The following is a 24,577-nucleotide window of genomic DNA, read 5'->3' on the forward strand; positions in this document are numbered from 1 at the left end:
TGTCCAGCGATCAGGTTACGACTCCGGCCCGCGGGCGCCGCCGGGGCTCCCGCGTGAGCGGCATACGCGAAGGGCCCGACCGGTGTGTACCGGTCGGGCCCTCACGCTGTTCTGACTGTACTGACTGTTCAGCTGTTCGAATGCCGTGTACGGCGAGGGTCGCCGTCGCCGGTCACGCCGGCACGGGAACCCCGAGCATGGCGGACGCGTGCTGGAGCGGGGTGAGCGCGGGCGCCGGCGCGGCGGCCTCGGGGAGGGCGCGGCAGGTGAAGCCGAGCCGGGTCATGGCCCGGAGGACCTCACCGGCGGTGAAGTCGCGCCGGTCCTGACGGGTGACGATCTCACCGACCTGCTTGGCGGGGTACGAACGACGGCCGATGATCACGGACTCGCCGGTGATCGGCTCGGGCTTGACGCCCTTCATCGTTTGCAGCACGCCGCTCTTCGTCAGTTCGAACGGGAAGCGGGCGATGACGCAGCGCATGGGACCTCACAGGGAGAAGAGGGAGGAGCGGTCCGACCGGGTGAGGCGGATCAGCGGGAGGGGTGCAGTACGCCCAGGGCGCGGCCGTGCTCGTCGACCACGGGCAGCGCACCCCCCGGGCGGTGGCGCATGGCCCGCTCGGCCTCGGCCATCGTGGTGACGGGCGAGGTGAACGGTCCGTGCGCGCCGGTGATCTCGCGCAGGCGGAGACGGTCGGTGTAGGCGGAGCTGCCGTGGACGGCGGCGAGCTGGGCCCGGGTGACGAGGCCGGTGCACCGGCCGTCGTTGTCGCGGACGATCAGGTGCGCCGCGCGGGCGCTCGCCATGACGGAGAGGGCCACCTCGACGGTCATGTCGTCCCAGACCTGCGGCCCGGTCTCGCCCATGGCGTCCTCCATGGCGTCGGCCACGGCCACCGTCCTGATCGTGGTGGAGGCAGTGCTCGTCGGGCGGGGATGCGTCTGAACCGGTGTCACACGTGCCTCCTGCGGAAGTGGGCGGGCCATGACCTGCGAGCGGACTTTCCGGGCGCGGACCAGGCCGCCGGGTCGTACGCAGCGGATGTTCTAGGCCGCCGGGTCGTAAGCGGACCGCCGCTGGGCGGCACGGCGCATCGACTGCGAGGGGCGGTTGCGCCGGGAGCGGGCGCCGGCCTCGCGCTTGGGGCGCTCGGCCACGGGAGCCGTGATGACGACCGGGACGCCGGAGGGGGCCTGCGAGCCGGTGATGCGGTTCAGTTCCGCCTCGCCGGAGCGGACCTGCGTGACCTTCGGGCTGATCCCGGCATCCGTCATGAGACGGGCCATGCCGCGACGCTGGTTCGGGGTGACGAGGGTGACGACGCTGCCGGACTCGCCCGCGCGGGCGGTACGGCCTCCGCGGTGCAGGTAGTCCTTGTGGTCGGTCGGCGGGTCGACGTTGACGACGAGGTCGAGGCTGTCGACGTGGATGCCGCGGGCGGCGACGTTCGTGGCGACGAGCACGGTGACGTGCCCGGTCTTGAACTGCGTCAGCGTGCGGGTGCGCTGCGGCTGGGACTTGCCGCCGTGCAGCGCGGCCGCCCGCACACCGCTGGCCAGCAGGTCCTTGGTCAGCCGGTCGACGGCGTGCTTGGTGTCCAGGAACATGATCACCCGACCGTCGCGTGCGGCGATCTCGGTCGTGGTGGCGTGCTTGTCGGCGCTGTGGACGTGGAGCACGTGGTGTTCCATCGTCGTGACCGCGCCGGCCGAAGGGTCGACCGAGTGCACGACGGGGTCGGTCAGATAGCGGCGGACCAGCAGGTCGACGTTGCGGTCCAGGGTGGCGGAGAACAGCATCCGCTGGCCCTCGGGGCGTACCTGGTCGAGCAGCGCGGTGACCTGCGGCATGAAGCCCATGTCGGCCATCTGGTCGGCCTCGTCGAGCACCGTGATGGCCACCTGGTTCAGCCGGCAGTCGCCGCGGTCGATGAGGTCCTTGAGCCGCCCCGGGGTGGCGACGACGACCTCGGCACCGGCGCGCAGCGCCCCGGCCTGCCGGCCGATGGACATGCCGCCGACGACCGTGGTCACGCGCAGCCTGACGGCGCGGGCGTACGGGGTGAGCGCGTCGGTCACCTGCTGGGCCAGCTCGCGGGTGGGGACGAGGACCAGGGCGAGCGGCTGGCGGGGCTCGGCGCGCTGCCCGGCCGTACGGGCCAGGAGCGCGAGGCCGAAGGCGAGCGTCTTGCCGGAGCCGGTGCGGCCGCGGCCCATGACGTCACGGCCGGCCAGCGTGTTCGGCAGGGTGGCGCCCTGGATCGGGAACGGCACGGTCACGCCCTCGGCGACGAGCGCGGCGAGCAGCTGCCCGGGCATGTCGAGGTCGGCGAAGGCCTGGACGGCGGGCAGCGCGGGCGTGATCGTCCGGGGGAGCGTGAACTCACCCTGGACCGCGGCGGGACGGCGGCCGTAGCCACCGGAACGGCTGGGAGCGGCGGAACGGCCGGCCGAGCCGGAGCGGCTCGGGGCCGAAGAGCCGAACCTGCTGCCCCGTCCGGCGCCGCCGGACCGGGTGCGGGTGTCGGAAGAGCGGTCGTTCGTGCGTGTGCGGTTCATGCGGAACCTTCCTCGATGCGGCGCATATCAAGGAATTCCCGCAGCGGATGTGCAGCACGGAGAATTGCAAGAATGGCCGATAATGGAACGCGAAAAGCGAAACTGGCCGGCGGTGGATCAAGCGGGCGCAGATGCTGAATGTGGCGATGCGGCTCTGAAAAGGAGTGCATGGCCGGAAGGGTGCCCGCGTGCGACGATGCGGCGGGGACCGGTAGTCATCCGCAGGAGAAACCACTGCGGGAAACACGTGCAGCTGGGGCCCGCACCCCGAAGGATGCGGGCCCCAGCTACGTAGTACGCGTCAGCGTCAGGCGGGAACGATGTTCTCGGCCGTCGGGCCCTTCTGGCCCTGCGCGATGTCGAAGTTCACCTTCTGGCCTTCCTGCAGCTCGCGGAAGCCCTGGGCGGCGATGTTCGAGTAGTGGGCGAACACGTCAGGGCCGCCACCATCCTGCTCGATGAAGCCGAAGCCCTTTTCCGCGTTGAACCACTTGACGGTGCCAGATGCCATGTCATATCTCCTTCGGGGCAAACCGGCATCCACACTGCGCGGATGCCGTGTCGCCGTGATGATTACCCCACCCGGAAATACCGGAAATACATAAGCGCTCTCAGTGGCGTGAAGCCGGGCCGAGGGCACTCGAAGTTTTTGGGAACCACAACTGCAACTGAGATCGACAGTAGCACGCCACGGCGGCGGGTGCGCGTTAATTGGGCCCGCTATGTCGTTGCGCCAAAAACTCTCACCGGGTGGTCCGGCAAACTCTCATCTCGCGGACACAGATATTTATTCGTACCGAAGGAAGTCCGGGCGGGAGCCGGGCGGGAGACCGCCCGCGCCCCAGGGCCGGGAACCGGTCAGGAATGGAGAAGCGCCGGCCGGTGAGGCGCATCTAGCGTGACGGCTATGGACATCACGATTCACACGACCGCCCTGCCGCACGACGACCCGGACGCCGCTCTGGTCTTCTACCGGGACATCCTCGGCTTCGAGGTCCGCAGCGACGTCGGCCAGGGCGCGATGCGCTGGATCACGGTCGGGCCCGCGGGCCGGCCCGACACCTCCATCCTCCTGGCGCCGCCGGCCGTCGACCCCGGCATCACCGAGGACGAGCGCCGCACCATCACCGAGATGATGGCCAAGGGCACCTACGGCTGGATCCTCCTGGCCACCCCGGATCTCGACGCCACGTTCGAGAAGGTCCGGGCCGCCGGCGCGGAGGTCGTCCAGGAGCCGACCGAGCAGCCGTACGGCATCCGCGACTGCGCATTCCGCGACCCCGCGGGCAACCTGATCCGCATCCAGGAGCTTCGCTGACCGGCCCGGCCCGCGGAGGGGCCTCCACCGCCCGGCGCCCGACTGGGCAGGTGGTCGGGGACGCTCCCGTACACCGATGACTCGCGTACACCGATGAGAGGAGCTCTCCCATGTGCCATCCGGCATGGGCGCGCGCACGCATCGAGGCGCAGCGCCTGGACGACCTCGCACGACTGCGCCGAGACCGAGACCGGGAGGGCGACCGCGACCGGATCGACCGGGAGTACGCGCGGTCGCTGGACGTCGAAGCGCTCGCCGGGGGCGCGAACCTGCCGGCCGAGCGGCAACCGATCAGTTTCGGAGAAGCCCCCGTCAGGGGCTGATCCCTAGCATGAGAAACACCCGATCAAGCCGTGCACGAGGGGATGACCGCGATGAAGGACACACAGGCGTACGACGGTTTCACGGACGAGGAACGGGAGGCGATGAAGGAGCGGGCCAAGGAGCTGAAGGCGTCCTCGCGCCGCGGTGGGGCCAAGGCGGACAAGGAGAGCGAGGTGCTCGCGAAGATCGCCGAGATGCCGGAGAAGGACCGCGTCCTCGCCGAGCGGATCCACGCCATCGTCAAGACGCAGGCGCCGTCCCTCGCACCGAAGCTCTGGTACGGGATGCCCGCGTACGCCAAGGACGGCAAGGTCGTCTGCTTCTTCCAGAGCGCGCAGAAGTTCAAGTCGCGGTACGCCACCCTCGGCTTCAGCGACCTGGCGCACCTCGACGAGGGCACCATGTGGCCGGCCGCCTACGCCCTGACGGACCTGACCGCCGCGGACGAGGAGCGGATCGGCGCCCTCGTCAAGAAGGCGGTGAACTGACACCGGCCCGCCCGACGGGCCGGTCGACCGGTCGAAGTGGCTTGACCTCAAGTCTGGTTGAGTTTCTACGGTCGTTCTCGTCGCACCAGACGCACAGACGGAGGAGACCGGCCATGGAGTACTCGCACAGCGACGCCGAACTGATCCAGCAGCCCATCGGTTACTGGAGTTGGGCGGCCTACGACGCTGTCGTCACCCGCACCCGAACCGCCCTCGCCGGGATCGGTCTCAGCCAGCCGCAGTGGTGGGCCCTCGCGCAGGTGGCGCGCAGCGAGGCCGTCAAGACCCGCGAGGAGGTGACCCGCCTCCTGCGGAACTACCTCGACACGGGTGCACAGACGATGGAAGCGGAGATCGACGACGCCATCGTCCAGGGCTGGATCACCGAGGACGCCGAGGGCCGTCTGGGTCTCACGGCGGAGGGCGGGGCGCTCTACGGCAAGGCGGCGGCGCTCCAGGACGAACTGTGGGCGGAGCGCCACGCGGGTATCTCCGACGAGGAGTACGTGACCACCCTCAAGGTGCTCCAGCGATTCATCCACAACACGGGCGGGCGGGCCTGGCACCACTAGGGCCTGGGTGGTGTCCCGCGAGTCCCGCCTCGTACGCGACGCCGTGCGCGTCCGGCCGGGCGCGGGTGCGGGCGGAGTCGGTCACGTTCGCCGCATCACCCACGCAAACCTTTGCAGCAGCATCACAAGGGCTGCGCACCGCCGTCCTGATGGGCCGCTAGCGTTACCGTCCGTTCGATCCCGCGTGCGAACTCGAGAAGGTCGCCGGCGTCCTTGGCGGCGCAGTCACCACAGGAAGATCGCAGATGGACTACTGCTCCTCGTGCCGTCGGACCCTCAACGGGGCGCTCGTGTGTCCGGGTTGCGGCGCCTACGCGCCGGACATCGCCCCGCCCGCCCATCGCGTCCACAGCGCGGTGCCGTCCGCCGCGACGACGCACGAGGTATGGCCGGCGACAGAGGTGCCGGTGCCCGGATCCTCCGCCGACGCCCGTGACTCCATCGACTCCCCTCACTCCGCAGCCTCGGACGGCGACGTCTCCGGGGAGGTCGAAGCAGGTGCCCGTACGGGGCAGGGGCGGGCGGCTCGGCGGCGGCAGTTGGCGCGTTGGAAGAAGCACCGGCGCCGGGCCGTGGCCGCGACGGCCGTCGCCCTGGTCGGTGGCGGCCTCACCATCGCCGCGATGCCGTCCACCCGGCCCTCCACCAGCCACGCGCTCGCCGCCCCGCCGCCGGAGCCGGTCACCAAGCCGGCGGCGCCGGAGACGGCGGCCGCGGTCACGCCGCAGGAGCAGCCCGACAGGCCGGTGTCGCAAGAGCCCGCCGCCCGTCCCCGTACGACCGCACAGGAACGGAACACGGCCGTCACCACGCCGTCCGCTTCCACGACGACCCGGCAGCCGCGAACCGTCGCCGCGGCCGAGCCGTCCGCGCCCGGGGGCGCCGCGCCGCGCACCGTACCCGCGTCGGGCGCGGGGACGGACGCCGGAACCGTCCACGCCCCGGCCACGACCCCGGAGACGACGGTGCCGGTCAGCGCCGAGGAACGCCCCGCCGGCACCGGATCATCGCTGCTGGGTATCGTGCCGGCCACCTCGGGGACGGACCCGGCATCGTCGACACAGGTCTGCTTGATCGGTCTGTGCCTCGGCTGACCGCCCCGCCGCCCCGCAGGGCCCATACGCCCTGCCCATGTACTGAACCGCACCCTGAAAGCCCAGGAGGCTCCGCGCGAGCCGCACGCCCCGTACTCCTCCCGCTCCTTCACCTACCACCTCCACCAGGGCCCGGACTGCTCGGCCGAGCGCACGATGGACCGCACGGACCGGGCGGGCGACGCGGACGGCTGCGCCGTCGGCGACACCCTCTCCGCCGCGGCCCCCTACCTGCCGACCGCCGCGCACCCCGCCACCGACACCCTGACCGAGCCGCTCGCCGCGGGCTCCCACGCACGGGCCGAGCTGTACGTGAAGACCCGGGCCCCGGCCGCGCTGGTCGGCCCGACGGTCGTCCTCCACGCCACCGACCGGGAGATCGGCCGCGGCAAGGCCACCACCCAGCCGGTCACGGGCGCCTGGACGAAGCTCACCATCGAGTTCGAGACCGCCCGGCACGCCTTCACCGGCGAGCAGCTGACCGTCCAACTGCTCTCCGACACCACCGCGCTGCTCACGGTGGGCTACGAGGGCGACCACGCCAGCAGGCTGTCCCTGGACCCGGCAGCGCTGCCCCCGTCCGGCCTCGAGTTCGGCGTCACCCTCAGCGCGCCGACGGACGGCACCCCGGTCACCGAGGGCGAGACCGTCGTCGCCGGAGGCCGGTTCGCCTTCCCCGACCTGGGCACCGACCCGGAGGGCGTCGGCGGCCGCCCGGAGACCCACCGCGTGCAGCTGTCCGTCGACGACGACACCTTCTCCGCACCGGTCTCCGCGCGCCTCGACGACACCACCGGCACCTGGCGGGCCGAGGCCGGCCGGCTGCCCGTGGGCGACCATGTCCTGTACGCCCGCGCCGTCCGGGACGGCACCCCGTCCCCGGTCGCACGGACGAGCTTCCGGGTCACCCCGGACGCCCGCGTCGAATGGCAGGTCGTCCCCCGCAACGCCCCCGCCGACCCGGCCGCCTGGCGTCCCGCCGAGGGCTTGACCGCCTGGTCGTTCCCGCTGACCACTTCCTCGTACGGCACCGGTCACCACACGATCGTCGTCCGCCTCCTGGAACACGGCACGGAGACGGCCCGGCACTCGGTCAGGGCCCGCTTACGCTGAACGCATCGGCGGTGACGCGGTGATCTGAACGACGACGAAGGCCCAGGTCTCGGACCTGGGCCTTCTCGCATGGATCGGCTCGATCAGCTGGATCAGCTGGGCCGACTTGATCAGCGCACCCGGTGGTCTTCCAAGGGCGCTGCCCGCAGGATGTCGTCGCCCACCCGGGGCAGGTGCGGGGTGTGGTTGACCAGGCGGGCGGAGTTCCCGACGACCGCGATGCTACTGGTGTTGTGCAGCAGGGCCGCGAGCACCGGGTTCATGGAGCCGCCGGCTCCCGCCACCAGGCCCAGCAGGTTGACGCCGATCGCGAGGCCGTAGTTCTGCCGTACGACGCGCAGCGTGTGCCGGCTGAGTTCGACGACGGCGGCCACCTGGCGCAGGTCGTTGCCGGCCAGGGCGATGTCGGCGGTCTCCAGGGCCACGTGGGAGGAGTGTTCGCCCATGGTGATGCCGACGTCGGCGAGCGCGAGGGCGGGGGCGTCGTTGGTGCCGTCGCCGACCATGGCCACGGTGTGACCCTCGGCCTGGAGGTCCCGGATCAGCTGGAGCTTGGCCTCCGGGAGGGCGTGCGCGTGGACCTCGGTGATGCCGAGGGCGTCCGCGACGACCTGCGCGGTCTCCGGTGCGTCGCCGGTGAGCAGGATCAGGCGGGAGACGCCGAGTCGGCGGAGCTGCTGGATGACGGTCTCGGCTCCGGCGCGTACGGCGTCGGAGACACCGAGCATGCCGATCAGGTCCTCGTCGTGGGCCAGGCAGATGACGGTCTCGCCGCCGCCGCGCAGCCGTTCGGTCCAGTTCTGGGCGTCCTCGGTCAGGTCGACGCCGTGCTGGCGCAGCAGTGCGGGGCTGCCCACCAGGAGGCGGGTGCCGTCGAGTTCGGCGCGCATGCCCATGCCGAGGACGACCTCGCACGCCTGGTGGATGGGGATGTGCAGGTGCTGTTCCTCGGTGCGGGCCACGATGGCCTGGGCGAGCGGGTGGCGGGCGTGCAGCTCGCCGGAGGCGGCCAGGCTGAGCACCTCGTCGGCGGTGACGCTGTCGGTGAGGGTGACGACGCTGGTGACGAGGGGGCGGCCGAAGGTGAGGGTGCCGGTCTTGTCGAAGACGACGGCGGTGACCCGGCCGACGCCCTCCAGGTGCGTACCGCCCTTGATGAGGGTGCCGCGGCGGGCGCCGTTGCCGATGGCGGCGCTGATGGCGGTGGGGGTGGCGAGCCCGGCCGCGCACGGGCAGGCGATCAGCAGCATGGTCATGGCGCGCCGTGCGTCGCGGGTGACCGCGTAGGTCACGGCGGCCAGGGCGAAGGAGACGGGGACGAAGCGCTGGGTGAAGCGGGTGGCCACGGTCTGGATCGGGGCCCGGTCCTGCTGGGCCTCCTCGACCCGGCTGATGATGCGGCCGACGGTGGTGTCGCTGCCGACCGAGTCCGCGCGGACGGTGAGCGAACCGGAGGTGACGATGGTGCCGGCGTAGACGTGGGAGCCGTCGCGGGCGTAGACGGGCAGGGCCTCGCCGGTCACGGCGGCCTGGTCCACCAGGGCCTCGCCGGAGAGGACGTGGCCGTCGACCGGGATGCGATGGTGCTCGTACACGGCGACCACGTCGCCGGGCTCCACGGTCTCCAGGTCGACCTCCACCTCGACGCCCTCGCGTACCAGCCAGACGCGTTCGTCGCCGATGGTGAGCAGCTCCTCGATGGCGCGGCGGGTGCGGCGCAGGGTGAGGGTCTGGAGGAACTCGCCGATGTTGAGCAGCCACAGGACGGTGAGGGCGACGACGTTCTCCCGGAGTACGAGCGAGATGACCGTCGCCGCCGTGACCAGGGTGTCCGTACCCGGGCTGCCGCGGCCGCGCAGGGTGCGCAGGGCGCCGCGGAAGAACGGCAGACCGGTGAAGACCGTGACCACACCGAGAAGTCCGGAGGAGCCGACGGTGATCTTGGGCCTGCCGAGCAGGCGCCGTAGGGCGACGATGCCCAGTACGGCTCCGCCGACCACCAGCCGGGCCACCTCGCCGGTGGAGGTGTCGGGCAGGGAGCGGGACGGCTTGACCGCGACGACGCTTGCGGGCGGGGCCTCTTCGAGGGCGTCCACGAGCTGTTCGACGTCCAGCGCGTCGGGCTCCACCCAGATCACGACACTGCCGGTACGCGGGAAGATCCTCAGCGCCCGGAAACCCCTGACACCGGTCAGCCGGTCGTCGACGAGGCCCGCGCAGCCGGGCCGTGCCTTCAGCCAGGGCACGGACAGCCGGGCCCGCCCCGCGGCCACGGAGAGGACGAGCACGGTCGACATGATCAGTGCTCGTGTCCGTGATCGTGGTTCACGTCGACCGCGGAGGGCGGCGGCACTTCTTCGCCGAGCGAGGTACGGGCCTCGGCCAGCACGTCACCGGCCTTGAGGCGGGCCTCCTCGGCGGCCGAGGCCAGCCAACGGCTCGCGACGATGCCGCCCGCGAGGCCACCGACGAGCGCCTTGCGCGCGGCGGGTTTGGCGGCGGGAAGGTTCTTGATGATCAGGCCGCCCACCACTCCGGAGACCGCGTAGTGAGCCAGCTTGCCGGCGGCCGCACCGGCGATGGTGAGGGGATGCATGACAGCTCCTTCCGTCCGCGCCGGACAGGCGCGACGGGCCTCGTATCCAGTGTGGACCCGGGGTGCGGCGGGGTCGACCCGTGGCCCGACCACCGCGGCCGGTCGCTTCTCAGACGCGGGCGGCCGGCTGCTTCGCCTCGGGGGCCGGGATCCGCGCCGACCGGGTGGCGCGCCGGGACCCGGCCAGCCGGCAGCCGAGGTAGATCAGGAACGAGAGGGTGGTGACGTACGGGCTGATGGGGACGGCGCTCCCGAGCGCCAGCAGGATGCCGCCCTCCATCGCGGCGAGCGCGAAGACGACGCTGAGGACGGGCAGCAGCACGGGCGAGGCCGTGAGCCGGGCGGCGGCCGCGGCCGGGGTGACGAGCAGCGCGAGGACCAGCAGGGCTCCCACGATCTGCACGCACAGGGCAACGGCGAGACCGAGGACCAGCATGAAGGCCAGGGACAGCGCGCGGACGGGGACGCCACGGGCCTCGGCCACCTCCGGATCCGCGCTGGCGAAGGTGAGCGGCCGCCAGACGACCGCCAGGGCGATCAGGACCACGGCGGACGTGCCGACGAGCCACCCCATCTGCGGGGTGTCCACGGCGATGATCTGGCCGGTGAGGATGCCGAACTTGTTGGCCGCCCGCCCTTGGTACAGCGACAGGAAGAGCACGCCGAGGCCGAGTCCGAACGGCATGAGGATGCCGATGATCGAATTCCGGTCCCGGGCCCGGACACCGAGGATCCCGATCGCGGCCGCCGCCAGCAGCGAGCCCACGATCGAGCCGGCGACGACGTTCATCCCCATCAGCAGGGCCGCCGCGGCGCCGGCGAACGACAGCTCGCTGATCCCGTGCACCGCGAACGGCAGATCCCGCATGATCACGAACACCCCGACCAGCCCGCCCGTCAGGCCCAGCAGGACACCGGCCAGCAGCGAGTTGTGCACCAGGCCCAGCAGGTCTCCGTAGTCCTCGAAATTGAAGATCCGCTGCCAGACGCCGCGGTCCTCCCCGTCCGCGAGCGTGACGAGAGGCCACCTCGCGGTCACAGCGGTCACAGCGGTCACAGCTGTCCACCACCGTTCGCCCGGCCGGCGACGTGGTGCACGGCCGCCGCGTCCGGTGCCCCCACGACGACGACCCGGTCCCGTACGCGGACGACGTCGACCCGGGTCCCGTAGAGCCGGGAGAGGGTGGCGGTGGTCATCACCTCGTCGGGCGGCCCGATCCGGAAGCCGCCCGGCGCCAGGTAGAGCACCCGGTCCACCAGTCCGAGGACCGGGTTGATCTCGTGGGTGACGAAGACGACCGCCGTGTCCGCCGCCCGGCGCCGCCGGTCCACGAGCGCCGTGACCGTGCGCTGGTGCTGCGGGTCGAGGGAGAGCAGCGGCTCGTCGCAGAGCAGGATCCGCGGATCGTTGGCCAGGGCCTGCGCGATACGGAGGCGCTGCTGTTCACCCCCGGACAGCAGGCCGACAGGCGTGTCGGCGTACGGCAGCGCGCCGACAGACTCCAACAGCTTCTCGACACGGCGGCGGACCGCGCCGGGAGCCAGCGGCAGGCCCCACCGGTGCCCTTCGAGCCCGAGCCGTACGAGGTCCCGGGCCCGCAGCATCGTATGGGCGGGGAGGGACTTCTGCTGCGGTACGTAACCGATGTGCCGACTGCCCCGGTGGGCGGGCCCGCCGAGCACCGTCAGGGTCCCGGCGGTGAGCGGCTGCCGGCCCAGCAGGACGCGCAGCAGGCTGGTCTTGCCCGATCCGTTCGGCCCCAGTACCGCGAGGAACTCCCCGGGCCGCACGGCGAGGTCGAGGCCGCTCCAGAGCACGCGATCGCCGTAGGCCAGCGCGGCTCCCCGCAGACTGATCACCGGGGCCGTTCCGCCGGCGGCGGCGTCTCCGGCCCGCGACGGCGGGGCGACGGCCTCGGTGTGGTCCGGTGCGACGGCCGCCGCGTGGTCCGGCGGGATGGCCTCGGTGCGGTCTGGTGCGACGGCCTCGGTGCGCTCCACGTGGTCCACGGCTCCTCACCGGTCCAGGGCGCGGGCGAGGGCGTCGACGTTGGACGCCATCCAGCCGATGTAGTCCTTCCCCTCGGGAAGGGTCTCGGTCACGGGAACCACGGGGACGCCGTTGTCGGCGGCGGCCTTCTCGACCTTCTCGGTCTGGGGGCCGGCGGTCTGCTCGTTGGAGACCAGCGCCTGGACCCGCTTGCCGGTGAGCAGCGCGATCGTCGCCCGCAGGCTCCGCGGGGAGACGTCGTCGCCCTCCTCGATGGCTTCGCTGAAGTCGGCGGGCGTCTTGTTCACCAGGCCGCACGCCTCTGTCAGGTACAGCGGGACGGGCTCGGTGACGGCGACGGCCGTGCCCGCGTGGCGGGCGTTGATTTGGTCCGTCCGTTCCTGGAGGGCGGTGACCTTCTCCTCGAAGACCTGAGCGTTCTTCCGGAACGCCGCGCCGTCGGCGGGTGCCGCCTCGGCCAGGGCGTCCGCGATCCGGTCACCGAGCCCGACCATGGTGGGGAGGTCGTACCAGACGTGCTCGTTGAACTCCCCTGCGGCGTCGGGGGACTTCCCGGAGACCTGTACGGCGTTGACCACCTGGGCGGACGAGTTGCCCGAGCCGCGCAGCATCCGCCCGACGAAGTCGTCGTAGCCGCCGCCGTTCTCGACGACGACCGCGGCCTCGGCCAGCTGGAGCTGGTTGCGCGTACTGCCCTCGTAGGAGTGGGGATCCTGCGCCGGGTCGCTGATGAACGAGACGACCCGGACCCTGTCGCCCCCGATCTGCCGGACGACATCGCCGTACACGTTCGTCGAGGCGACGACCGGAATCGCCTCGGCAGACGAGGCGCCCGTGGGCCCGGCCTCGGTGACGCCGCCGCAGCCGACGGCCAGGGCGACCGCGACCCCGATGACGGCGCCGGGAGAGCGAGCGCGAGAGCGAGCGTGAGGCACCTGCATACCGGCTCCCTGCCGAAGGGCAACCTGAAACGGTAATCAGTTGAATTGTCTCGCCGTGTGGCCGAGCTCTCCAGTGGATCACGGCCGCTCGGGATCCTGGATCGTGATGACTAGGGGCGCGCGGGCGGGTGATCAGCCCAGGTGCCGCCGACGACCAGGAGCGCGAAGACCACGTGGGCGACGCCCCAGGCGCCGCCGAGGTGTGTTCCAGTGCACATCGACGGGAGCGATGACTCTGCTCCTTGCCATCGGTCATATCGGCGACAACATCGAAGCGAGGAAGGCCCCGCCATGACCGACCTCGGCCGCGTCCGTTCTGGCGTTCACCGTCGGCGCCGGGCTCGGCCTGCTGGGGCTGAGCGCGGTGACGGCTCGGCTGGCCGGCGCTCCGACCGACCGTTACCCGGCCGCCGTTCCTGCAGCGATCATCGTCACCACCACCATCATTCCGATATGAAACGGGGGCACCCATGACCGACGCCGTGAAGGGACCTGCCAGCTACTTCCCGTCCATCGAGAAGAAGTACGGCCGTCCGATCGCCGAGTGGAAGGACCTCATCCGCTCCTCTCCGCTCGCCAAGCACATGGAACTCGTCAACTGGCTCAAGTCCGAGCACGGGCTCGGTCACGGCCATGCCAACGCCCTCGTCGCCCACACTCTCGCCGAGGACAGCGGCAAATGATCAGTCCACGACGCTGAGGCCCGTCCCTCCACGCATGCGCTCCGGCAGGTCACCGGGGCTCCGGCTCCGGCCAGGGCCGTCGCCCCGGGCCCGTCGGGTGCGTGCCGGTGACGCCCATGACCACCGAATACAGGCTCGTCTCCGCGGAGATGAAGAGGCGGTTGCGCTTGGCGCCGCCCCAGGAGATGTTGGCGACCGTCTCGGGGACGTTGAGCCGCCCGATCAGGGTGCCGTCGGGGTCGTAGCAGTGCACCCCGTCACCCATCGCGGCCACCCACAGCCGACCGCCGTCGTCGAAGCGGAGGTTGTCGAAACGGGCCTTCTCGCGGGCTCCGGCCTCGGCGAAGACCTCGCCCTCGGACAGCGTGCCGTCAGCGCGTACGTCGAAGACCCGGATGCAGCCCGCGCCGGTGTCGGAGACGAACAGCTGCCGCTCGTCGGCCGAGAAGACCAGCCCGTTCGGCGCGCCGAAGCAGTCGGCGACCAGCCGCACTTCGCCCGTGGCGGGATCGATCCGGTAGACGTTGTTGGAGCCGATCTCGCTCTGCGCGCGGTACCCCTCGTAGTCGCTGGTGATGCCGAAGTCCGGGTCGGAGAACCAGATCGAGCCGTCGGATTTCACGGCCGCGTCGTTCGGGCTGTTCAGACGCTTGCCCTGCCAGCGGTCGGCCAACACGGTGATGGAGCCGTCGTGTTCGGTCCGGGTGACCCGGCGGTTGCCCTGCTCGCAGGTGATCAGCCGGCCCTCGCGGTCGAGGGTGTTGCCGTTGGTGTGCCCGGCGGAGCGGCGGAAGACGCTGACCGCGCCGGTCTCCTCGTCCCACCGCAGCATCCGGTCGTTGGGGATGTCGCTCCAGACGACCTGGCGCCAGGCGGGCAGGTAGATCGGCCCCTCGGCCCAACGGCAGCCCGTGTACAGGACCTCCAGCGCCGCATCACCGTTCATGCACCGGCCGGTACGGAATCTGTCGTCGAGCATCTCGTACAGCCCGGGTGGCTCGATGGTCATGGGGGTCTTCCCTTCCTACAGGCACCGCATGGCGAATCTCGTCTTGCTCAAGGCGAAGATTGCAGGATGAGATATCGTCAAAGCAAGGAAGTCCCGAATGGAGAGTTGTGGATCACATCGATCGTGCGCTGCTGGACCAGCTCCAGCAGGACGCCACCCAGTCCTACGCCGCACTGGGACAGGCCGTCGGCCTGTCTGCCGGTGCCGCTCATGAGCGGGTGCGCAAGCTGCGCGAGCGCGGCGTCATCAAACGCACCACCGCCGAGGTGGACCCGGTCGCGGCGGGTGGCGCGGTCCTGGCCTACGTGATGGTCGACTCGACGTCCTGGATGGGTGACTCGGCGCAGGACTTCGCCGCGCTCCCCGAAATCCTGGAGGCGCACGTCATCGCCGGCTCCGCCTCGGTGCTGGTGAAGGTCAGGACCGCGACCACCGAGCAACTGCAGGACGTGCTGCGTCGGATCTACGCCATCGACGGGGTCAGCGGGACGCAGGCCACGGTCGTGCTCGAGACCTTCTTCGAGCGTCCGCTCTCTCCGCTGACCGCTGACCGGATGTGATCTCCCCGCACCCGGGCGCCCGCCCCTGCGCGGGAATGACCAAGCCGACAGAGCTCCAGCGGAACCAGCCCATCCAGTACCACGGGGACGCGGTCGATCTCGGTCTCGACGTGGTGAACGGTCCGCGCGAGCCACTCGCCACCCCGGCCCCCGCCCTCGGACACGGGCGGCGAGAGCTTGGTGTGCGGGGTCGGCGGAACCGGGTAACGTCTTTGTCATGTTCTTCCAGACGCCGATTCACGAGTGAGAGCGTGAGGGGCACCTGCTGACGTCCTTCGACGTCGCCGCGCCCGTCCCCCACCGATGAATCCGTAGATCACAGCACATCGTTACCGGGAGAACCCATGACCGTGAGCAAGAACATCAACAACCCCGTGGGCCAGGGCGGCGGCCAGCGCAAGAGGCTGTCCCGCGCCGAAAGGCAGAACAACGGGCCGCACCGCAACCTCGACCGCCAGGGTGCCGCCGACCAGAAGGCGGAGCTGGTGCGCAAGATGCGCGAGAAGGCAGGCTCAGCCGAGGGCGCCGGGCAGACGGGCGACGACACCGCACAGAGCTGACGCACCGCCGCCGCAGGGCGGCAGCGCACCGGGGCAGCCGCAAGCGCGGCGGCCCCCGGCTCGCGCCTCCCCGAGAGGCCTGGACAACGAAGAAGGCCCTGGTCTGTGACCAGGGCCTTCGTTCAAGAGCGGATGACGGGAATCGAACCCACGGTGCCCCGGCGGCCGCGCCGACGTACCGGCCGGTGCCGAGTTCGAGACGCTCGCGGCGGCCGTCGCGACGGCCCCAGCGCACTCACTCCGCTGGGGCCGCCCTGCGGAGTGTCGCCGTGATCGAGCCTCTGGTTCATGTGGAGGCCGATGCTTCTCAGGCTTCGTCGCCGTGGGCGCCCGTGCGCGTGGGCGGTCTGCTGGTGGTGAGCCAGGAGAGGGCGGGTTCCGCGGTGGATTCGGTGTCGACGGTGAGGTGGAGCCGGGTGCCGCCGTCGGGAACGGGGTAGCTGCGCTGTTCCGTCCCGGCGAAACAGCGGCGGATCACTTCGGCCACCGCGCGGGCGGCTTCGGGGGTGGCGGCGACGATGCGGATCTCGGCGTGTCCTGCCTGCGGCAGGGGCTCGTTCTCGACGGGGTACAAGACGGTGTGTTCCCTTCGGGGCGAAGCGAGGGGCCGGCGGGTGGGTTGTCCCGGGTGTCGGGTGCCCCACCCGCGGCCCTCGGTCGGAGGAGTGGTCTGAGGTCAGTGGTCTGAGGTCAGGGCCACGTGCCCGTGCTCCTGCGGCTGGAGGTGTGCCCTGTCGACTCGTGGTGGCTGTGACCGGGCGACTCATGGTGGCTGTGACCGGGTGGACGCGCGATGGCCGGGTAGGGGTCGCTGAAGTGGTGGGCCGCGATGCGTGCGTCGTGCTGGGCGTTGAGCCGGTGGATCAGGTGCATGCCGAGCGCGATCAGGAGGGCGCCTGCCGCGAGCGTGATCAGGGTCTCCATGTCGTCATCTCCGCGTGTTCCCCGGCAGGGGGATCATCCGCGCGCCGACGACCGGGTGCCGGAGCGGCGGCGGGGCGGACCCGCCGTCGGTCTCCCAGGCGTCCTCGCCGCTTCGGCCGTCCCGCATACGGCGGCCGGTCGCGGCTTCGTCGGACATGAGGGCGCCGGCGGTGAGGACGCTGCCGGGGAGGGCGGCGGCGGTCATCAGCCGGGCGGCTGCGGCGGGTTCGGTCTCGGGCGGGATCACCAGCAGGTCGCAGCGGCCGACGGTGTAGGAGAGCAGGATCATCTTGTCGGGATCCTGTTCGGTGAACCAGCCGACGTGCACGGTGTGGCCGGTGACGGGAACCTTGTGCGGGACGACGGGCCACCGTCCGGGGTTCACCGTGACGCGTGTGATGCGTCCGTAGTGCTCCTCCAGCGCGTCGACCAGGGGCGGGATCTCGGCGGCGAGGTCACGCGAGCGAGGCCACCAGGCGCCGTCCAGGAGGCCGGCGAGGGTGGTCTTCGGTGTCAGCGACAGGCGCGCCGAGAGCGGGGGTGCGAGGGTGGTGGTCATGATCGCGGACCCGTCTCCGGGCCGTCCCGTAGGGCGGCCCAGTGTCTTGATCGCCGGAAACGACGTCCGCGTGGGAGCGGGTGTTCGGGTTACTCCCGGTACTTTCAGCGTACTCCGCTCCGTGGTCGGACGAGCGCTTTCCGTTCAGGGGGTTCCGACCGGGATCACCGCCCGGCCGTTGGTCGCGGGCGCGATCCGTTGCCGCTCGGACGTCGATCAGTTCACGCGCCAGGCCCCGGTCTGCCAGCGCGCGAACCTTCGTGCCGACCACGTCCTCCAGGGAAAGCACCAAGCCGTCCTGAGTCCTCACAGGCGGACGCCAGAGTGCTTCCTTGAGGACATCGACCTCGCACGCCTCGCCGGTGGAGGTGTCGGTGACGATCAGCCGCGCGGACAGCGGGTCGGTTTCCAACGCTCGTACCTGCCAGCTGCGTTGTTCCAGCCCGGCGCGCACGGCGGCGGCGATCTTCTCCATCGGTTCCGGGTTCTCGGTGGCCACATCGAGGTCCTTGCTGAGCCGGTCGACCAGGCCATGTGCCTGGACGGCGTAGCCACCCGTGAGCACGAGCGGGTAGACATCGCCCACGGCGAGGACGTCCGCGAGGAGCCGCCGGTGCAGTTCCGTGAGATTCACGCAGCAGCCTGGGCGTCGGGCGTCAGCTCGTTGAAGGCGTCCTCCCAGACATCGCGGATGTCCCGGCTGATCAGCGTGCGCAGGACGGGCCACATGGCGACGAGCAGTTCCCGGTTCAGGTAATGGACCAGGTCATCGTGCTGCCCTTCGGCCAGCACGATCCGATAGCAGCTCATCCGCAATCGGGGCTGGTCGAGGTCGAACCGAGACAGGCCGGACCACGCGAGGTGCAGTGGAAGGTCGACGTGGCCGTGGGCGGGGCCGCCGAGCTCCGAGAGCTTGGCGGGAAGCCGCTTGGCGAACCTGTTGCGGCGGAGCTCGGGAACGCTGGGCGTGGCTTCCATGCCTTGATCATTCCGCAAGAGGGCGAGGCCGCCCCGTGATTCCGGTACAGGTAACACCCGGCTCAGAGCTTCTACCTGGCCGCAGTGGCGGTAACTCCGCCGTTAGGGCAGGTCAGAGCACTCATGCGACACCTCCGGCGAGACAATGCTGTGTTCATGCCCTCCGCGTGCCCTATCGCGCGAGACTGAAGGATGTACGGGCGGCGGGACCCGTCTGCCCACACAGAAGCCCCAGGTCGTTGACCTGGGGCTTCGTAGAAGAGCGGATGACGGGAATCGAACCCGCGCTCTGAGCTTGGGAATCACCGCCGCCCAGCTTGATCGACAGGCCTCTGACCAGCGCAAATGTTCTCTGAGGCAGAGTCGATCGCTGGCTCTGTGGCACCTGTGTCGACCGCTGTTCACCGCTCCGAAGGGCACGGATGGGGCACAGTCCGGAGTCTCGGGCTGCCGGACCGAGTTCCTCGGTCAGTCGAGAGTGGAGCCCCCATTCGATCGAGCGCTGCTGCGGGAGCGCCTGCGGTGCGGTCCATGCGGACGTTCTTCGTCCTGGTGCGACGGCGTGCGTGACGAGGTATGTGAGTCGGGTGGGTGTGAGCTCCCGGGTGGTCGGTGATCTGCGGGCTTCGTGTGAAGGACCGGTGCGGGCGTATCCGCGGGAGGCGAGTCTCCCCGAGCTGTTCGTGTGGCGGGTCGCCGAGATGGGTGGTGTTGCCAGGGCAACACCGCCGTCCGTGTGGTCGCCGCCCCCGCATGGTGCCCCAATGGCCTGCATCCGGTCCTGATTGGTCCGCGTGAAGGCAATGGGGGCATCGCTGCGGGATCACCTGCGAGTATCACGCGTGAGTGATACTATGTAGGGGTATTAGTCGACCAGAGGGGCTTATGCCGTACGAGATCAAGGTCATCGAGCCGGCGCTTGCCTGGCTTCATGGCCTGCGTCGCACCGACCGGGAGACGCTGGTGCAGATCGCCAGCGCCCTTGACGTCCTCAAGCAGGAAGGCCCTACGTTGGGGCGCCCCTTGGTCGATCACATCAAGGGATCGAAGCTCCCGAACCTCAAGGAACTCCGGCCAGGCTCGTCCGGATCAACTGAGGTCAGACTGTTGTTCGTCTTCGACCCCGATCGGAACGCGGTGATCCTGGTCGGCGGTGACAAGTCGGGGAACTGGCAGACCTGGTACCCGAGCGCAATCAAACAGGCCGAAGCGGCATACGCGATCTACCGAGAGGAGACGCAGGCGTGACCACTAATAAGAGCGGCGCCACCTCGTGGGACGACCTTAAGGAAGATCTCGCGTTCACACCCGAAGAGAAGGCAAGGATCGAGGCAGGGTCGCAGCAGATGCTTGCCGAGGTTCGGGCGTACCGCTTGGCGGAAGTGCGGAAGCGTCAGCACATCACGCAGAACCAGGTTGCGGAGATCTTGGGTGTCACCCAGGGCCGCGTCTCAGCCATCGAGAGAGGCGAGGTCAGGCGCTCTGAAGTCGAGACCCTGGCCTCCTACGTGGCGGCCCTGGGAGGGCAGCTCAAGCTGGTAGCAGACTTCGGAGACGAATCCCTGGTCCTTGGCTGACTCGGCTGCTGTGGTGGGAGTGGGCCCGGACCCTCTCCTGGTCCTGGCCTCCACCGATCGTTGCGGCGGCGGTGCTCGGCCTCTCGCCTGGCCTGCTCAGCCTTCCTCGCCTCAGCCTGGCTGCGCACTCGGCGGCCTCGTATGCATGCTGCGCCTCCTGGAGGCGCAGCGAGGGGAAGGCCATCGGACCTGGTCGCCCTGAGTGACTCCAAGCGGCCCGAGCGGACCCCGCTGGACGGCAGGGGGCCTCCCGGCAGCCTGGCCCGCCGCATCCGGGAAAACCGAAGTGCCGGGACCTGAGGGGTCACTTCAACGGCACGCCCACCCCACGGAGCACGTCACCGACTATCTGGCAGGAGTCGACTCTGTGCTGTGCGCGGCGGGCGCGTTCCTCCGGATCCGGCGTGAAGAGAGCCTGCCGTCCCGGGTGGTAGGTGCTGACGACCTTCAGACTGCGTTCACGGACAGCTCCGGGGGGCGTCTTGAGCAGGCGGCGCCACGCGTCCTGGGCTTCGCTGCCCTGCAGGAGCACGACCTCGACCTTCGGCATCAGCTCAAGCAATTGCTTGAGGACCTCGACGCCCGCCTGGAGCTCGGCCGCCTTCGGCGAGCGGTTGATGTACCAGGGGTAGGCGTTCCACGGGGTGACGTCCCGCGGCGCGACCCCCGCCCCGTCGAAGAGCTGGACCTGAAGCTCCGCTGTCGGGTCGTCGTTCTCCACGCACAGAAATCCGGAGCCGACACCCTCCTGCGTCTTGGGGCCCGGGTCCCGCAGGATCGACAGGGCGCGCGCCTCGACTCCCCCGTGCCAGGGGGCGACGTGCGGCATCCAGCCACGTCCGTCCCGGTCGCGCAAGGCGTCGACCATCTCGTTGATCGGGCGTACGTGGGGGGCGTAGCGCCCCTGCTCCTGCTCTATCCGGAACGCCTCGTCCCGCATTCGTCTCGCCATGTCTCCTCCACCACTCGCACGGTCGCGGGGACCTTGTCGGGCACGTCTGACACCAGCACGGATCGCTCGACCGATCCCGTAGGCAGAGAGAGCTGCTCGCCACGTGGCCACAGCAACATGTGAGCAGGACGCAGGCCCGGGGCTGCCGACGAGGGCAAGCCGCGTCCGGCGGGGGGCTATTGGAGCAGTGTGCCGCCGGGCACGCGTTCCACGTTGGTGACCTTCAGTTCGGCGATATCCGCGATGGTGCCGTTCGACACCCCGTTCGGGACGATCAGCTGCTCCGGCTGGCGGTTGGTCTTGTCGGGGCCGAGTCGCTCGGCGTAGGCCCCGGTCTCGCCGAGGAAGTCGCCGTCCTTGTCGTACGCCTCGATGGTGACGCGGTAGTCGGCCGTGTCCTTGCCGAGATTGGTGATCGAGAGGTCGTACAAGTACACCGGTCCGCCGCCGAAGTCCGGGTCGGCGTGCCCGTTGGAGATCTTGACGTGCTTCAGCAGTTCCTCGCGGGCGCCCGGCTCGATGCCGCACAGCTTGTCCCAGGCATCCAGGACCTCGGTGAACTGCTCAGGGGTTGCCTTCTGCCCGGTCGGGGAACTCCTCAACGACTGTTCGCGGTCCTTGCGGCGCCCCGAGCACTCGGCCGAGTACGTCTCCGTCATGGCCTTGAGATCCTGTGCGGACATCGCGGCTATCTCGGCCCGCTTGGGCGTGTACTTCCATACGACGGCCAGGAACTGCTTCTGCCCCTCGTCCAGCAGCCGGTCGTTGTACGTGGCGGACGGCGACGGTGCCGTGCTGCCGGCGGCAGTGGTCTTGGGCTCGTTGCCTTTGTCACCGACGCAGGCGGCCAAGGTCAGAACCAAGCCCGCAGCGAGGACGGCCGCGACGGAAGTGCGATGCAAGATGCTTCCCCTCACTGGGCTGCCCGGCCGGTTCTCACCTCCGGGCGGGTCTGAGGATCGTACCGGCCACGGGCGGGTGCCCGGTGGGCCATTCCATGGGAAGAGCGGGGCTCAGTCTGACGCCCCGTTAAAGCACTTATGGCGCGCGAATGGCACGCGGGCCTCGATAGGTCTAGACAACGACGAAGGCCCTGGTCTCTGACCAGGGCCTTCGTTCAAGAGCGGATGACGGGAATCGAACCCGCGCTCTGAGCTTGGGAAGCTCATGTTCTACCATTAAACTACATCCGCGCAGCGGCCGGTGATCGGTACCGCAGACTCGGACACTGTACCCCATCGTGCAGTTGAGGCGTAGCCTCCGCGGGCGGAGTGCCGCCTGGAGTGGTGTCCCCTTGATCCCCTAATGTGGCTGTCTCGTCCACCACTTGTCGGGGAAGGGACTTGATGGGTTCGATGGAGCGCACCGTCGTCCGTTGTGCCGAGGGGCACGTGTTCAGTACCGCTTCGTTCCCGTTGCAGCAGCTCGGTGCCGGACGGATCGGGCCCGGGCGGCTCGTCCGGTGTCCGCGGTGTGCGCGGCTGAGGCATGCGGTGCCCGTGGAGCTTGAGCAGCGCTGATGCCTGTCGGGGCGCGGGGTCCTGCCGATTGGGGCAGGTCCGCGCCCTCTGCGTATCGTGGGGGCGTGCTTCTCTCAGACAAGGACATCCGGGCCGAGATCGATGCCGGGCGGGTACGCATCGACCCGTACGACGAATCCATGGTGCAGCCCTCGAGCATCGACGTGCGGCTTGACCGCTTCTTCCGGGTGTTCGAGAACCACCGCCACCCCCACATCGACCCCGCCGTCGAGCAGCTCGACCTCACCCGTCAGGTCGAGCCCGAGGGCGACGAGGCGTTCATCCTCCACCCCGGCGAGTTCGTGCTCGCCTCGACCTACGAGGTCATCACCCTCCCCGACGACATCGCGTCGCGCCTCGAGGGCAAGAGCTCCCTCGGGCGGCTGGGGCTCGTCACGCACTCGACCGCCGGGTTCATCGACCCCGGTTTCTCGGGCCACGTGACCCTGGAGCTGTCGAACCTCGCCACCCTGCCGATCAAGCTGTGGCCGGGGATGAAGATCGGGCAGCTGTGCATGTTCCGGCTGAGCTCGCCCGCCGAGTACCCGTACGGCAGCGAGCGGTACGGCTCGCGCTACCAGGGGCAGCGGGGGCCGACGGCCTCCCGTTCGTTCCTGAACTTCCATCGGACCCAGGTGTGAGGCGGCGGTCGTCATGAGTGAAGTACGCGAGAACCTGACGTACGAGGGCTTCGGGCGCGCGATCCGCGAGCTCGCGCAGACCATCGCCGACGACGGCTACGAGCCCGACATCGTGCTCTCCATCGCCCGCGGCGGCGTCTTCGTCGCCGGCGGCCTGGCGTACGCGCTGGACTGCAAGAACATCCACCTCGTGAACGTGGAGTTCTACACCGGCGTGGGCACGACGCTGGAGATGCCGGTCATGCTGGCGCCCGTCCCCAACGCGATCGACTTCTCCGACAAGAAGGTTCTGATCGCCGACGACGTCGCCGACACCGGCAAGACCCTCAAGCTCGTCCACGACTTCTGCGTCGACCACGTCGCCGAGGTCCGCTCCGCGGTCATCTACGAGAAGTCGCACTCCCTCGTGAAGTGCGAGTACGTGTGGAAGAAGACCGACGAGTGGATCAACTTCCCCTGGTCCGTCGAGCCGCCCGTCGTCAAGCGCGAGGGCCAGGTCCTCGACGCGTAACCATGTGCACGCCTGTTCCGGTACGGAACGACGAGAAGGCCCCCGCCGGTTTCCCGGCGGGGGCCTCTCCCGTACGTACGTCGTTACAGCGTGCCCAGCTTGATCAGCGACAGCAGCGCCACCAGCTGGACCGCCGACGCGCCCAGCGCCTTCGGCCACGGCAGGTCGTGCGAGCGGCTCACCATCACCGTGAGCAGGGCGCCCGCCGCCAGCCAGGTCAGCCAGCCCAGGACCTGTACCAGGCCGTTCTCGCCGCCCAGGAACATCGCGAAGACCAGCCGGGGCGCGTCCGTGATCGACATGATCAGCATCGACAGGCCCACGGTCGGCTGCCAGGCGCCGTCTCCGCCGAACTGGCGGGCCAGCGTGTGGGTGACCGCGCCCAGGATCGCTCCACCGAGGACGAAGCCGACGCCCGTCATCAGGACGTACGGGATCGCGGTCGACAGGGTCGCGTTGATCGCCTCGTCGCGGGCCTTGTCGAAGCCGAAGATCGCCAGCAGGCCGTAGAGGAACGTGACGACCAGCGCCGGGCTCCAGACGGGGTAGTCCCGCATCTGGAGGAACGTCTGCGCGGGGCGCAGCACGACGCCGCTCAGCAGGGCCTTCCACGGCAGCCGCGGGCCCGCCGGGGCCGCGGGGGCGGCGCCGGCCTGATAGGTGGCGGCGTTGCCGTAGGGGTCGTCATGGATGCTGAACGCCTGCGTGTGACCCGGGTTGTTCGCCGTGCCGGCGTGCTGCTGCGGGTAGGGGTCCCCGAAGTACTCCGGCTCCCCGTATCCCTGCGGCGCGCCCTGTGGGGCTCCCTGGGGAGCCTGTGGGGGCCACTGCTGCTGCGGGTACGGCGGCGGAGCCGCGTTGTACCCGTACGGCGCCTGCTGCGGTTGTTGTTGCGGGGGGCGGTTGTCCCGGCCGCGTCCGTTCCTGAATCCAGCCACGTATCGAACGTACCCGTTCCCGCTGTGAGGGCGCGCCTTTGCCACTGAGCTGTGACATCCCCTAGGGGCACCGAGGGGGCGCCCCAGGCGATGACAGCCGCGCCGGGAAAGGCAGGCCGGGAGCGACAGAAAGGGCCGTCCCCGGG

The 24,577-nt window shown here is 70.2% G+C and carries 31 protein-coding genes, 1 tRNA gene and 1 pseudogene; 13 read left to right on the forward strand and 20 right to left on the reverse strand.

The window, feature by feature from the left end; translation table 11 throughout:
• Positions 1–172 precede the first annotated feature (172 nt).
• From ACIRB4_RS21820 to ACIRB4_RS21840, 5 genes are all read right to left on the reverse strand, one after another.
• A complete protein-coding gene (locus ACIRB4_RS21820) occupies positions 173–484 on the reverse strand; it encodes an SCO5918 family protein (RefSeq protein ID WP_403293543.1) in 312 nt (103 codons plus the stop codon).
• A 50-nt stretch (positions 485–534) separates the two neighbouring features.
• The gene (locus ACIRB4_RS21825; protein WP_403293544.1) at positions 535–960 is read right to left on the reverse strand and encodes a CBS domain-containing protein; all 426 of its coding nucleotides are present in this window, start codon (positions 958–960) and stop codon (positions 535–537) included.
• 90 nt (positions 961–1,050) lie between these two features.
• Complete coding sequence (locus tag ACIRB4_RS21830) at positions 1,051–2,562, reverse strand: DEAD/DEAH box helicase (RefSeq protein ID WP_403293546.1); 1,512 nt, start codon at positions 2,560–2,562, stop codon at positions 1,051–1,053.
• Positions 2,559–2,732 (reverse strand): hypothetical protein, encoded by a 174-nt coding sequence (locus ACIRB4_RS21835; RefSeq protein ID WP_403293547.1) that lies wholly within the window; start codon positions 2,730–2,732, stop codon positions 2,559–2,561. Before ACIRB4_RS21835 ends, ACIRB4_RS21830 begins: the two co-directional genes overlap by 4 nt.
• A gap of 137 nt (positions 2,733–2,869) precedes the next feature.
• The gene (locus ACIRB4_RS21840; protein WP_030693997.1) at positions 2,870–3,073 is read right to left on the reverse strand and encodes a cold-shock protein; all 204 of its coding nucleotides are present in this window, start codon (positions 3,071–3,073) and stop codon (positions 2,870–2,872) included.
• 396 nt (positions 3,074–3,469) lie between these two features.
• Here ACIRB4_RS21840 and ACIRB4_RS21845 point away from each other — a divergent pair, with 396 nt between their 5' ends.
• The 6 genes from ACIRB4_RS21845 to ACIRB4_RS21870 all read left to right on the forward strand — a co-directional run bounded on the left by ACIRB4_RS21845 (position 3,470) and on the right by ACIRB4_RS21870 (position 7,471).
• Entirely contained in the window at positions 3,470–3,880 is a 411-nt protein-coding gene (locus tag ACIRB4_RS21845) for a VOC family protein (protein WP_403293549.1), read from the forward strand.
• Between the two features lie 110 nt (positions 3,881–3,990).
• A complete protein-coding gene (locus tag ACIRB4_RS21850) occupies positions 3,991–4,203 on the forward strand; it encodes a hypothetical protein (protein WP_403293551.1) in 213 nt (70 codons plus the stop codon).
• A 42-nt stretch (positions 4,204–4,245) separates the two neighbouring features.
• Positions 4,246–4,692 carry an iron chaperone gene (locus tag ACIRB4_RS21855; RefSeq protein WP_403293553.1) on the forward strand — a complete coding sequence of 149 codons (447 nt, stop codon included), beginning with the start codon at positions 4,246–4,248 and terminating at the stop codon, positions 4,690–4,692.
• Between the two features lie 113 nt (positions 4,693–4,805).
• The gene (locus ACIRB4_RS21860; protein WP_403293555.1) at positions 4,806–5,264 is read left to right on the forward strand and encodes a MarR family winged helix-turn-helix transcriptional regulator; all 459 of its coding nucleotides are present in this window, start codon (positions 4,806–4,808) and stop codon (positions 5,262–5,264) included.
• A 245-nt stretch (positions 5,265–5,509) separates the two neighbouring features.
• Complete coding sequence (locus ACIRB4_RS21865) at positions 5,510–6,358, forward strand: hypothetical protein (protein ID WP_403293557.1); 849 nt, start codon at positions 5,510–5,512, stop codon at positions 6,356–6,358.
• A 156-nt stretch (positions 6,359–6,514) separates the two neighbouring features.
• Entirely contained in the window at positions 6,515–7,471 is a 957-nt protein-coding gene (locus ACIRB4_RS21870; RefSeq protein ID WP_403293559.1) for a hypothetical protein, read from the forward strand.
• Between the two features lie 110 nt (positions 7,472–7,581).
• Here ACIRB4_RS21870 and ACIRB4_RS21875 read toward each other — a convergent pair whose 3' ends face one another.
• The 5 genes from ACIRB4_RS21875 to ACIRB4_RS21895 form a co-directional block, all read right to left on the reverse strand.
• Positions 7,582–9,768: a heavy metal translocating P-type ATPase gene (locus ACIRB4_RS21875; protein WP_403293560.1), complete on the reverse strand. Its 2,187-nt coding sequence runs from the start codon at positions 9,766–9,768 to the stop codon at positions 7,582–7,584.
• A gap of 2 nt (positions 9,769–9,770) precedes the next feature.
• Positions 9,771–10,067 (reverse strand): DUF1490 family protein, encoded by a 297-nt coding sequence (locus ACIRB4_RS21880; protein ID WP_403293562.1) that lies wholly within the window; start codon positions 10,065–10,067, stop codon positions 9,771–9,773.
• 109 nt (positions 10,068–10,176) lie between these two features.
• Complete coding sequence (locus ACIRB4_RS21885; RefSeq protein ID WP_403294002.1) at positions 10,177–11,115, reverse strand: metal ABC transporter permease; 939 nt, start codon at positions 11,113–11,115, stop codon at positions 10,177–10,179.
• A 5-nt stretch (positions 11,116–11,120) separates the two neighbouring features.
• Entirely contained in the window at positions 11,121–11,927 is an 807-nt protein-coding gene (locus ACIRB4_RS21890) for a metal ABC transporter ATP-binding protein (RefSeq protein ID WP_403294003.1), read from the reverse strand.
• Between the two features lie 156 nt (positions 11,928–12,083).
• Positions 12,084–13,019 carry a metal ABC transporter solute-binding protein, Zn/Mn family gene (locus ACIRB4_RS21895; protein ID WP_403293564.1) on the reverse strand — a complete coding sequence of 312 codons (936 nt, stop codon included), beginning with the start codon at positions 13,017–13,019 and terminating at the stop codon, positions 12,084–12,086.
• Between the two features lie 470 nt (positions 13,020–13,489).
• Between ACIRB4_RS21895 and ACIRB4_RS21900 the strand changes: the two genes are divergently transcribed.
• Positions 13,490–13,702, forward strand: coding sequence for a DUF4287 domain-containing protein (locus tag ACIRB4_RS21900; RefSeq protein WP_403293565.1), 213 nt, complete (start codon positions 13,490–13,492; stop codon positions 13,700–13,702).
• Between the two features lie 49 nt (positions 13,703–13,751).
• On the opposite strand, the gene ACIRB4_RS21905 is transcribed toward ACIRB4_RS21900, so the two are convergent.
• The gene (locus ACIRB4_RS21905; RefSeq protein ID WP_403293567.1) at positions 13,752–14,711 is read right to left on the reverse strand and encodes an SMP-30/gluconolactonase/LRE family protein; all 960 of its coding nucleotides are present in this window, start codon (positions 14,709–14,711) and stop codon (positions 13,752–13,754) included.
• 107 nt (positions 14,712–14,818) lie between these two features.
• Here ACIRB4_RS21905 and ACIRB4_RS21910 point away from each other — a divergent pair, with 107 nt between their 5' ends.
• Positions 14,819–15,271, forward strand: a complete 453-nt coding sequence (locus ACIRB4_RS21910; protein ID WP_403293568.1) for an Lrp/AsnC family transcriptional regulator — start codon at positions 14,819–14,821, stop codon at positions 15,269–15,271.
• Positions 15,272–15,615: 344 nt separating this feature from the next.
• On the forward strand, positions 15,616–15,831 hold the full coding sequence (locus tag ACIRB4_RS21915; protein WP_403293569.1) for a DUF6243 family protein: 216 nt from the start codon (positions 15,616–15,618) through the stop codon (positions 15,829–15,831).
• 307 nt (positions 15,832–16,138) lie between these two features.
• Here ACIRB4_RS21915 and ACIRB4_RS21920 read toward each other — a convergent pair whose 3' ends face one another.
• The 5 genes and pseudogenes from ACIRB4_RS21920 to ACIRB4_RS21940 all read right to left on the reverse strand — a co-directional run bounded on the left by ACIRB4_RS21920 (position 16,139) and on the right by ACIRB4_RS21940 (position 18,292).
• On the reverse strand, positions 16,139–16,405 hold the full coding sequence (locus ACIRB4_RS21920; RefSeq protein WP_403293570.1) for a hypothetical protein: 267 nt from the start codon (positions 16,403–16,405) through the stop codon (positions 16,139–16,141).
• A 116-nt stretch (positions 16,406–16,521) separates the two neighbouring features.
• Positions 16,522–16,755, reverse strand: coding sequence for a hypothetical protein (locus tag ACIRB4_RS21925; RefSeq protein ID WP_403293571.1), 234 nt, complete (start codon positions 16,753–16,755; stop codon positions 16,522–16,524).
• A 4-nt stretch (positions 16,756–16,759) separates the two neighbouring features.
• Complete coding sequence (locus tag ACIRB4_RS21930) at positions 16,760–17,314, reverse strand: DUF5994 family protein (RefSeq protein WP_403293573.1); 555 nt, start codon at positions 17,312–17,314, stop codon at positions 16,760–16,762.
• A gap of 190 nt (positions 17,315–17,504) precedes the next feature.
• Positions 17,505–17,948 (reverse strand): annotated as a pseudogene (locus tag ACIRB4_RS21935) (nucleotidyl transferase AbiEii/AbiGii toxin family protein); the annotation flags it as partial.
• A complete protein-coding gene (locus ACIRB4_RS21940; protein ID WP_403293575.1) occupies positions 17,945–18,292 on the reverse strand; it encodes a transcriptional regulator in 348 nt (115 codons plus the stop codon). The gene ACIRB4_RS21940 and the pseudogene ACIRB4_RS21935, both read right to left, overlap by 4 nt.
• A gap of 885 nt (positions 18,293–19,177) precedes the next feature.
• Between ACIRB4_RS21940 and ACIRB4_RS21945 the strand changes: the two genes are divergently transcribed.
• Both ACIRB4_RS21945 and ACIRB4_RS21950 read left to right on the forward strand, forming a co-directional pair.
• Positions 19,178–19,540: a type II toxin-antitoxin system RelE/ParE family toxin gene (locus tag ACIRB4_RS21945; RefSeq protein WP_403293577.1), complete on the forward strand. Its 363-nt coding sequence runs from the start codon at positions 19,178–19,180 to the stop codon at positions 19,538–19,540.
• Complete coding sequence (locus tag ACIRB4_RS21950) at positions 19,537–19,869, forward strand: XRE family transcriptional regulator (protein WP_403293579.1); 333 nt, start codon at positions 19,537–19,539, stop codon at positions 19,867–19,869. Before ACIRB4_RS21945 ends, ACIRB4_RS21950 begins: the two co-directional genes overlap by 4 nt.
• A gap of 304 nt (positions 19,870–20,173) precedes the next feature.
• Here the strand turns inward: ACIRB4_RS21950 and ACIRB4_RS21955 are convergent, their stop codons facing one another.
• From ACIRB4_RS21955 to ACIRB4_RS21965, 3 genes are all read right to left on the reverse strand, one after another.
• Positions 20,174–20,821, reverse strand: coding sequence for a uracil-DNA glycosylase (locus tag ACIRB4_RS21955; RefSeq protein ID WP_403293581.1), 648 nt, complete (start codon positions 20,819–20,821; stop codon positions 20,174–20,176).
• Positions 20,822–20,997: 176 nt separating this feature from the next.
• Positions 20,998–21,723: a hypothetical protein gene (locus ACIRB4_RS21960; protein ID WP_403293583.1), complete on the reverse strand. Its 726-nt coding sequence runs from the start codon at positions 21,721–21,723 to the stop codon at positions 20,998–21,000.
• 220 nt (positions 21,724–21,943) lie between these two features.
• Positions 21,944–22,014, reverse strand: a tRNA-Gly gene (locus ACIRB4_RS21965).
• 392 nt (positions 22,015–22,406) lie between these two features.
• On the opposite strand from ACIRB4_RS21965, the gene dcd reads away from it, so the two are divergent.
• Entirely contained in the window at positions 22,407–22,982 is a 576-nt protein-coding gene (gene dcd / locus ACIRB4_RS21970) for a dCTP deaminase (protein ID WP_403293584.1), read from the forward strand.
• Between the two features lie 13 nt (positions 22,983–22,995).
• The gene (locus tag ACIRB4_RS21975; RefSeq protein WP_309032516.1) at positions 22,996–23,493 is read left to right on the forward strand and encodes a phosphoribosyltransferase; all 498 of its coding nucleotides are present in this window, start codon (positions 22,996–22,998) and stop codon (positions 23,491–23,493) included.
• Positions 23,494–23,576: 83 nt separating this feature from the next.
• Here ACIRB4_RS21975 and ACIRB4_RS21980 read toward each other — a convergent pair whose 3' ends face one another.
• A complete protein-coding gene (locus ACIRB4_RS21980; RefSeq protein WP_403293585.1) occupies positions 23,577–24,431 on the reverse strand; it encodes a Yip1 family protein in 855 nt (284 codons plus the stop codon).
• Between the last annotated feature and the right edge of the window lie 146 nt (positions 24,432–24,577).

The organism is Streptomyces sp. NPDC093600 (genome assembly GCF_044764755.1).
Lineage (GTDB): Bacteria > Actinomycetota > Actinomycetes > Streptomycetales > Streptomycetaceae > Streptomyces.

Excerpts from the sequence above, each read along its gene's own strand:
- ACIRB4_RS21820 (WP_403293543.1), bottom strand. The coding sequence starts at position 484 with ATGCGCTGCGTCATCGCCCGCTTCCCGTTCGAACTGACGAAGAGCGGC.
- ACIRB4_RS21830 (WP_403293546.1), bottom strand. The coding sequence starts at position 2,562 with ATGAACCGCACACGCACGAACGACCGCTCTTCCGACACCCGCACCCGG.
- ACIRB4_RS21835 (WP_403293547.1), bottom strand. The coding sequence starts at position 2,732 with ATGCACTCCTTTTCAGAGCCGCATCGCCACATTCAGCATCTGCGCCCG.
- ACIRB4_RS21840 (WP_030693997.1), bottom strand. The coding sequence starts at position 3,073 with ATGGCATCTGGCACCGTCAAGTGGTTCAACGCGGAAAAGGGCTTCGGC.
- ACIRB4_RS21845 (WP_403293549.1), top strand. The coding sequence starts at position 3,470 with ATGGACATCACGATTCACACGACCGCCCTGCCGCACGACGACCCGGAC.
- ACIRB4_RS21850 (WP_403293551.1), top strand. The coding sequence starts at position 3,991 with ATGTGCCATCCGGCATGGGCGCGCGCACGCATCGAGGCGCAGCGCCTG.
- ACIRB4_RS21855 (WP_403293553.1), top strand. The coding sequence starts at position 4,246 with ATGACCGCGATGAAGGACACACAGGCGTACGACGGTTTCACGGACGAG.
- ACIRB4_RS21860 (WP_403293555.1), top strand. The coding sequence starts at position 4,806 with ATGGAGTACTCGCACAGCGACGCCGAACTGATCCAGCAGCCCATCGGT.
- ACIRB4_RS21865 (WP_403293557.1), top strand. The coding sequence starts at position 5,510 with ATGGACTACTGCTCCTCGTGCCGTCGGACCCTCAACGGGGCGCTCGTG.
- ACIRB4_RS21870 (WP_403293559.1), top strand. The coding sequence starts at position 6,515 with ATGGACCGCACGGACCGGGCGGGCGACGCGGACGGCTGCGCCGTCGGC.
- ACIRB4_RS21875 (WP_403293560.1), bottom strand. The coding sequence starts at position 9,768 with ATGTCGACCGTGCTCGTCCTCTCCGTGGCCGCGGGGCGGGCCCGGCTG.
- ACIRB4_RS21880 (WP_403293562.1), bottom strand. The coding sequence starts at position 10,067 with ATGCATCCCCTCACCATCGCCGGTGCGGCCGCCGGCAAGCTGGCTCAC.
- ACIRB4_RS21895 (WP_403293564.1), bottom strand. The coding sequence starts at position 13,019 with ATGCAGGTGCCTCACGCTCGCTCTCGCGCTCGCTCTCCCGGCGCCGTC.
- ACIRB4_RS21900 (WP_403293565.1), top strand. The coding sequence starts at position 13,490 with ATGACCGACGCCGTGAAGGGACCTGCCAGCTACTTCCCGTCCATCGAG.
- ACIRB4_RS21905 (WP_403293567.1), bottom strand. The coding sequence starts at position 14,711 with ATGACCATCGAGCCACCCGGGCTGTACGAGATGCTCGACGACAGATTC.
- ACIRB4_RS21915 (WP_403293569.1), top strand. The coding sequence starts at position 15,616 with ATGACCGTGAGCAAGAACATCAACAACCCCGTGGGCCAGGGCGGCGGC.
- ACIRB4_RS21925 (WP_403293571.1), bottom strand. The coding sequence starts at position 16,755 with ATGGAGACCCTGATCACGCTCGCGGCAGGCGCCCTCCTGATCGCGCTC.
- ACIRB4_RS21930 (WP_403293573.1), bottom strand. The coding sequence starts at position 17,314 with ATGACCACCACCCTCGCACCCCCGCTCTCGGCGCGCCTGTCGCTGACA.
- ACIRB4_RS21940 (WP_403293575.1), bottom strand. The coding sequence starts at position 18,292 with ATGGAAGCCACGCCCAGCGTTCCCGAGCTCCGCCGCAACAGGTTCGCC.
- ACIRB4_RS21945 (WP_403293577.1), top strand. The coding sequence starts at position 19,178 with ATGCCGTACGAGATCAAGGTCATCGAGCCGGCGCTTGCCTGGCTTCAT.
- ACIRB4_RS21955 (WP_403293581.1), bottom strand. The coding sequence starts at position 20,821 with ATGGCGAGACGAATGCGGGACGAGGCGTTCCGGATAGAGCAGGAGCAG.
- ACIRB4_RS21975 (WP_309032516.1), top strand. The coding sequence starts at position 22,996 with ATGAGTGAAGTACGCGAGAACCTGACGTACGAGGGCTTCGGGCGCGCG.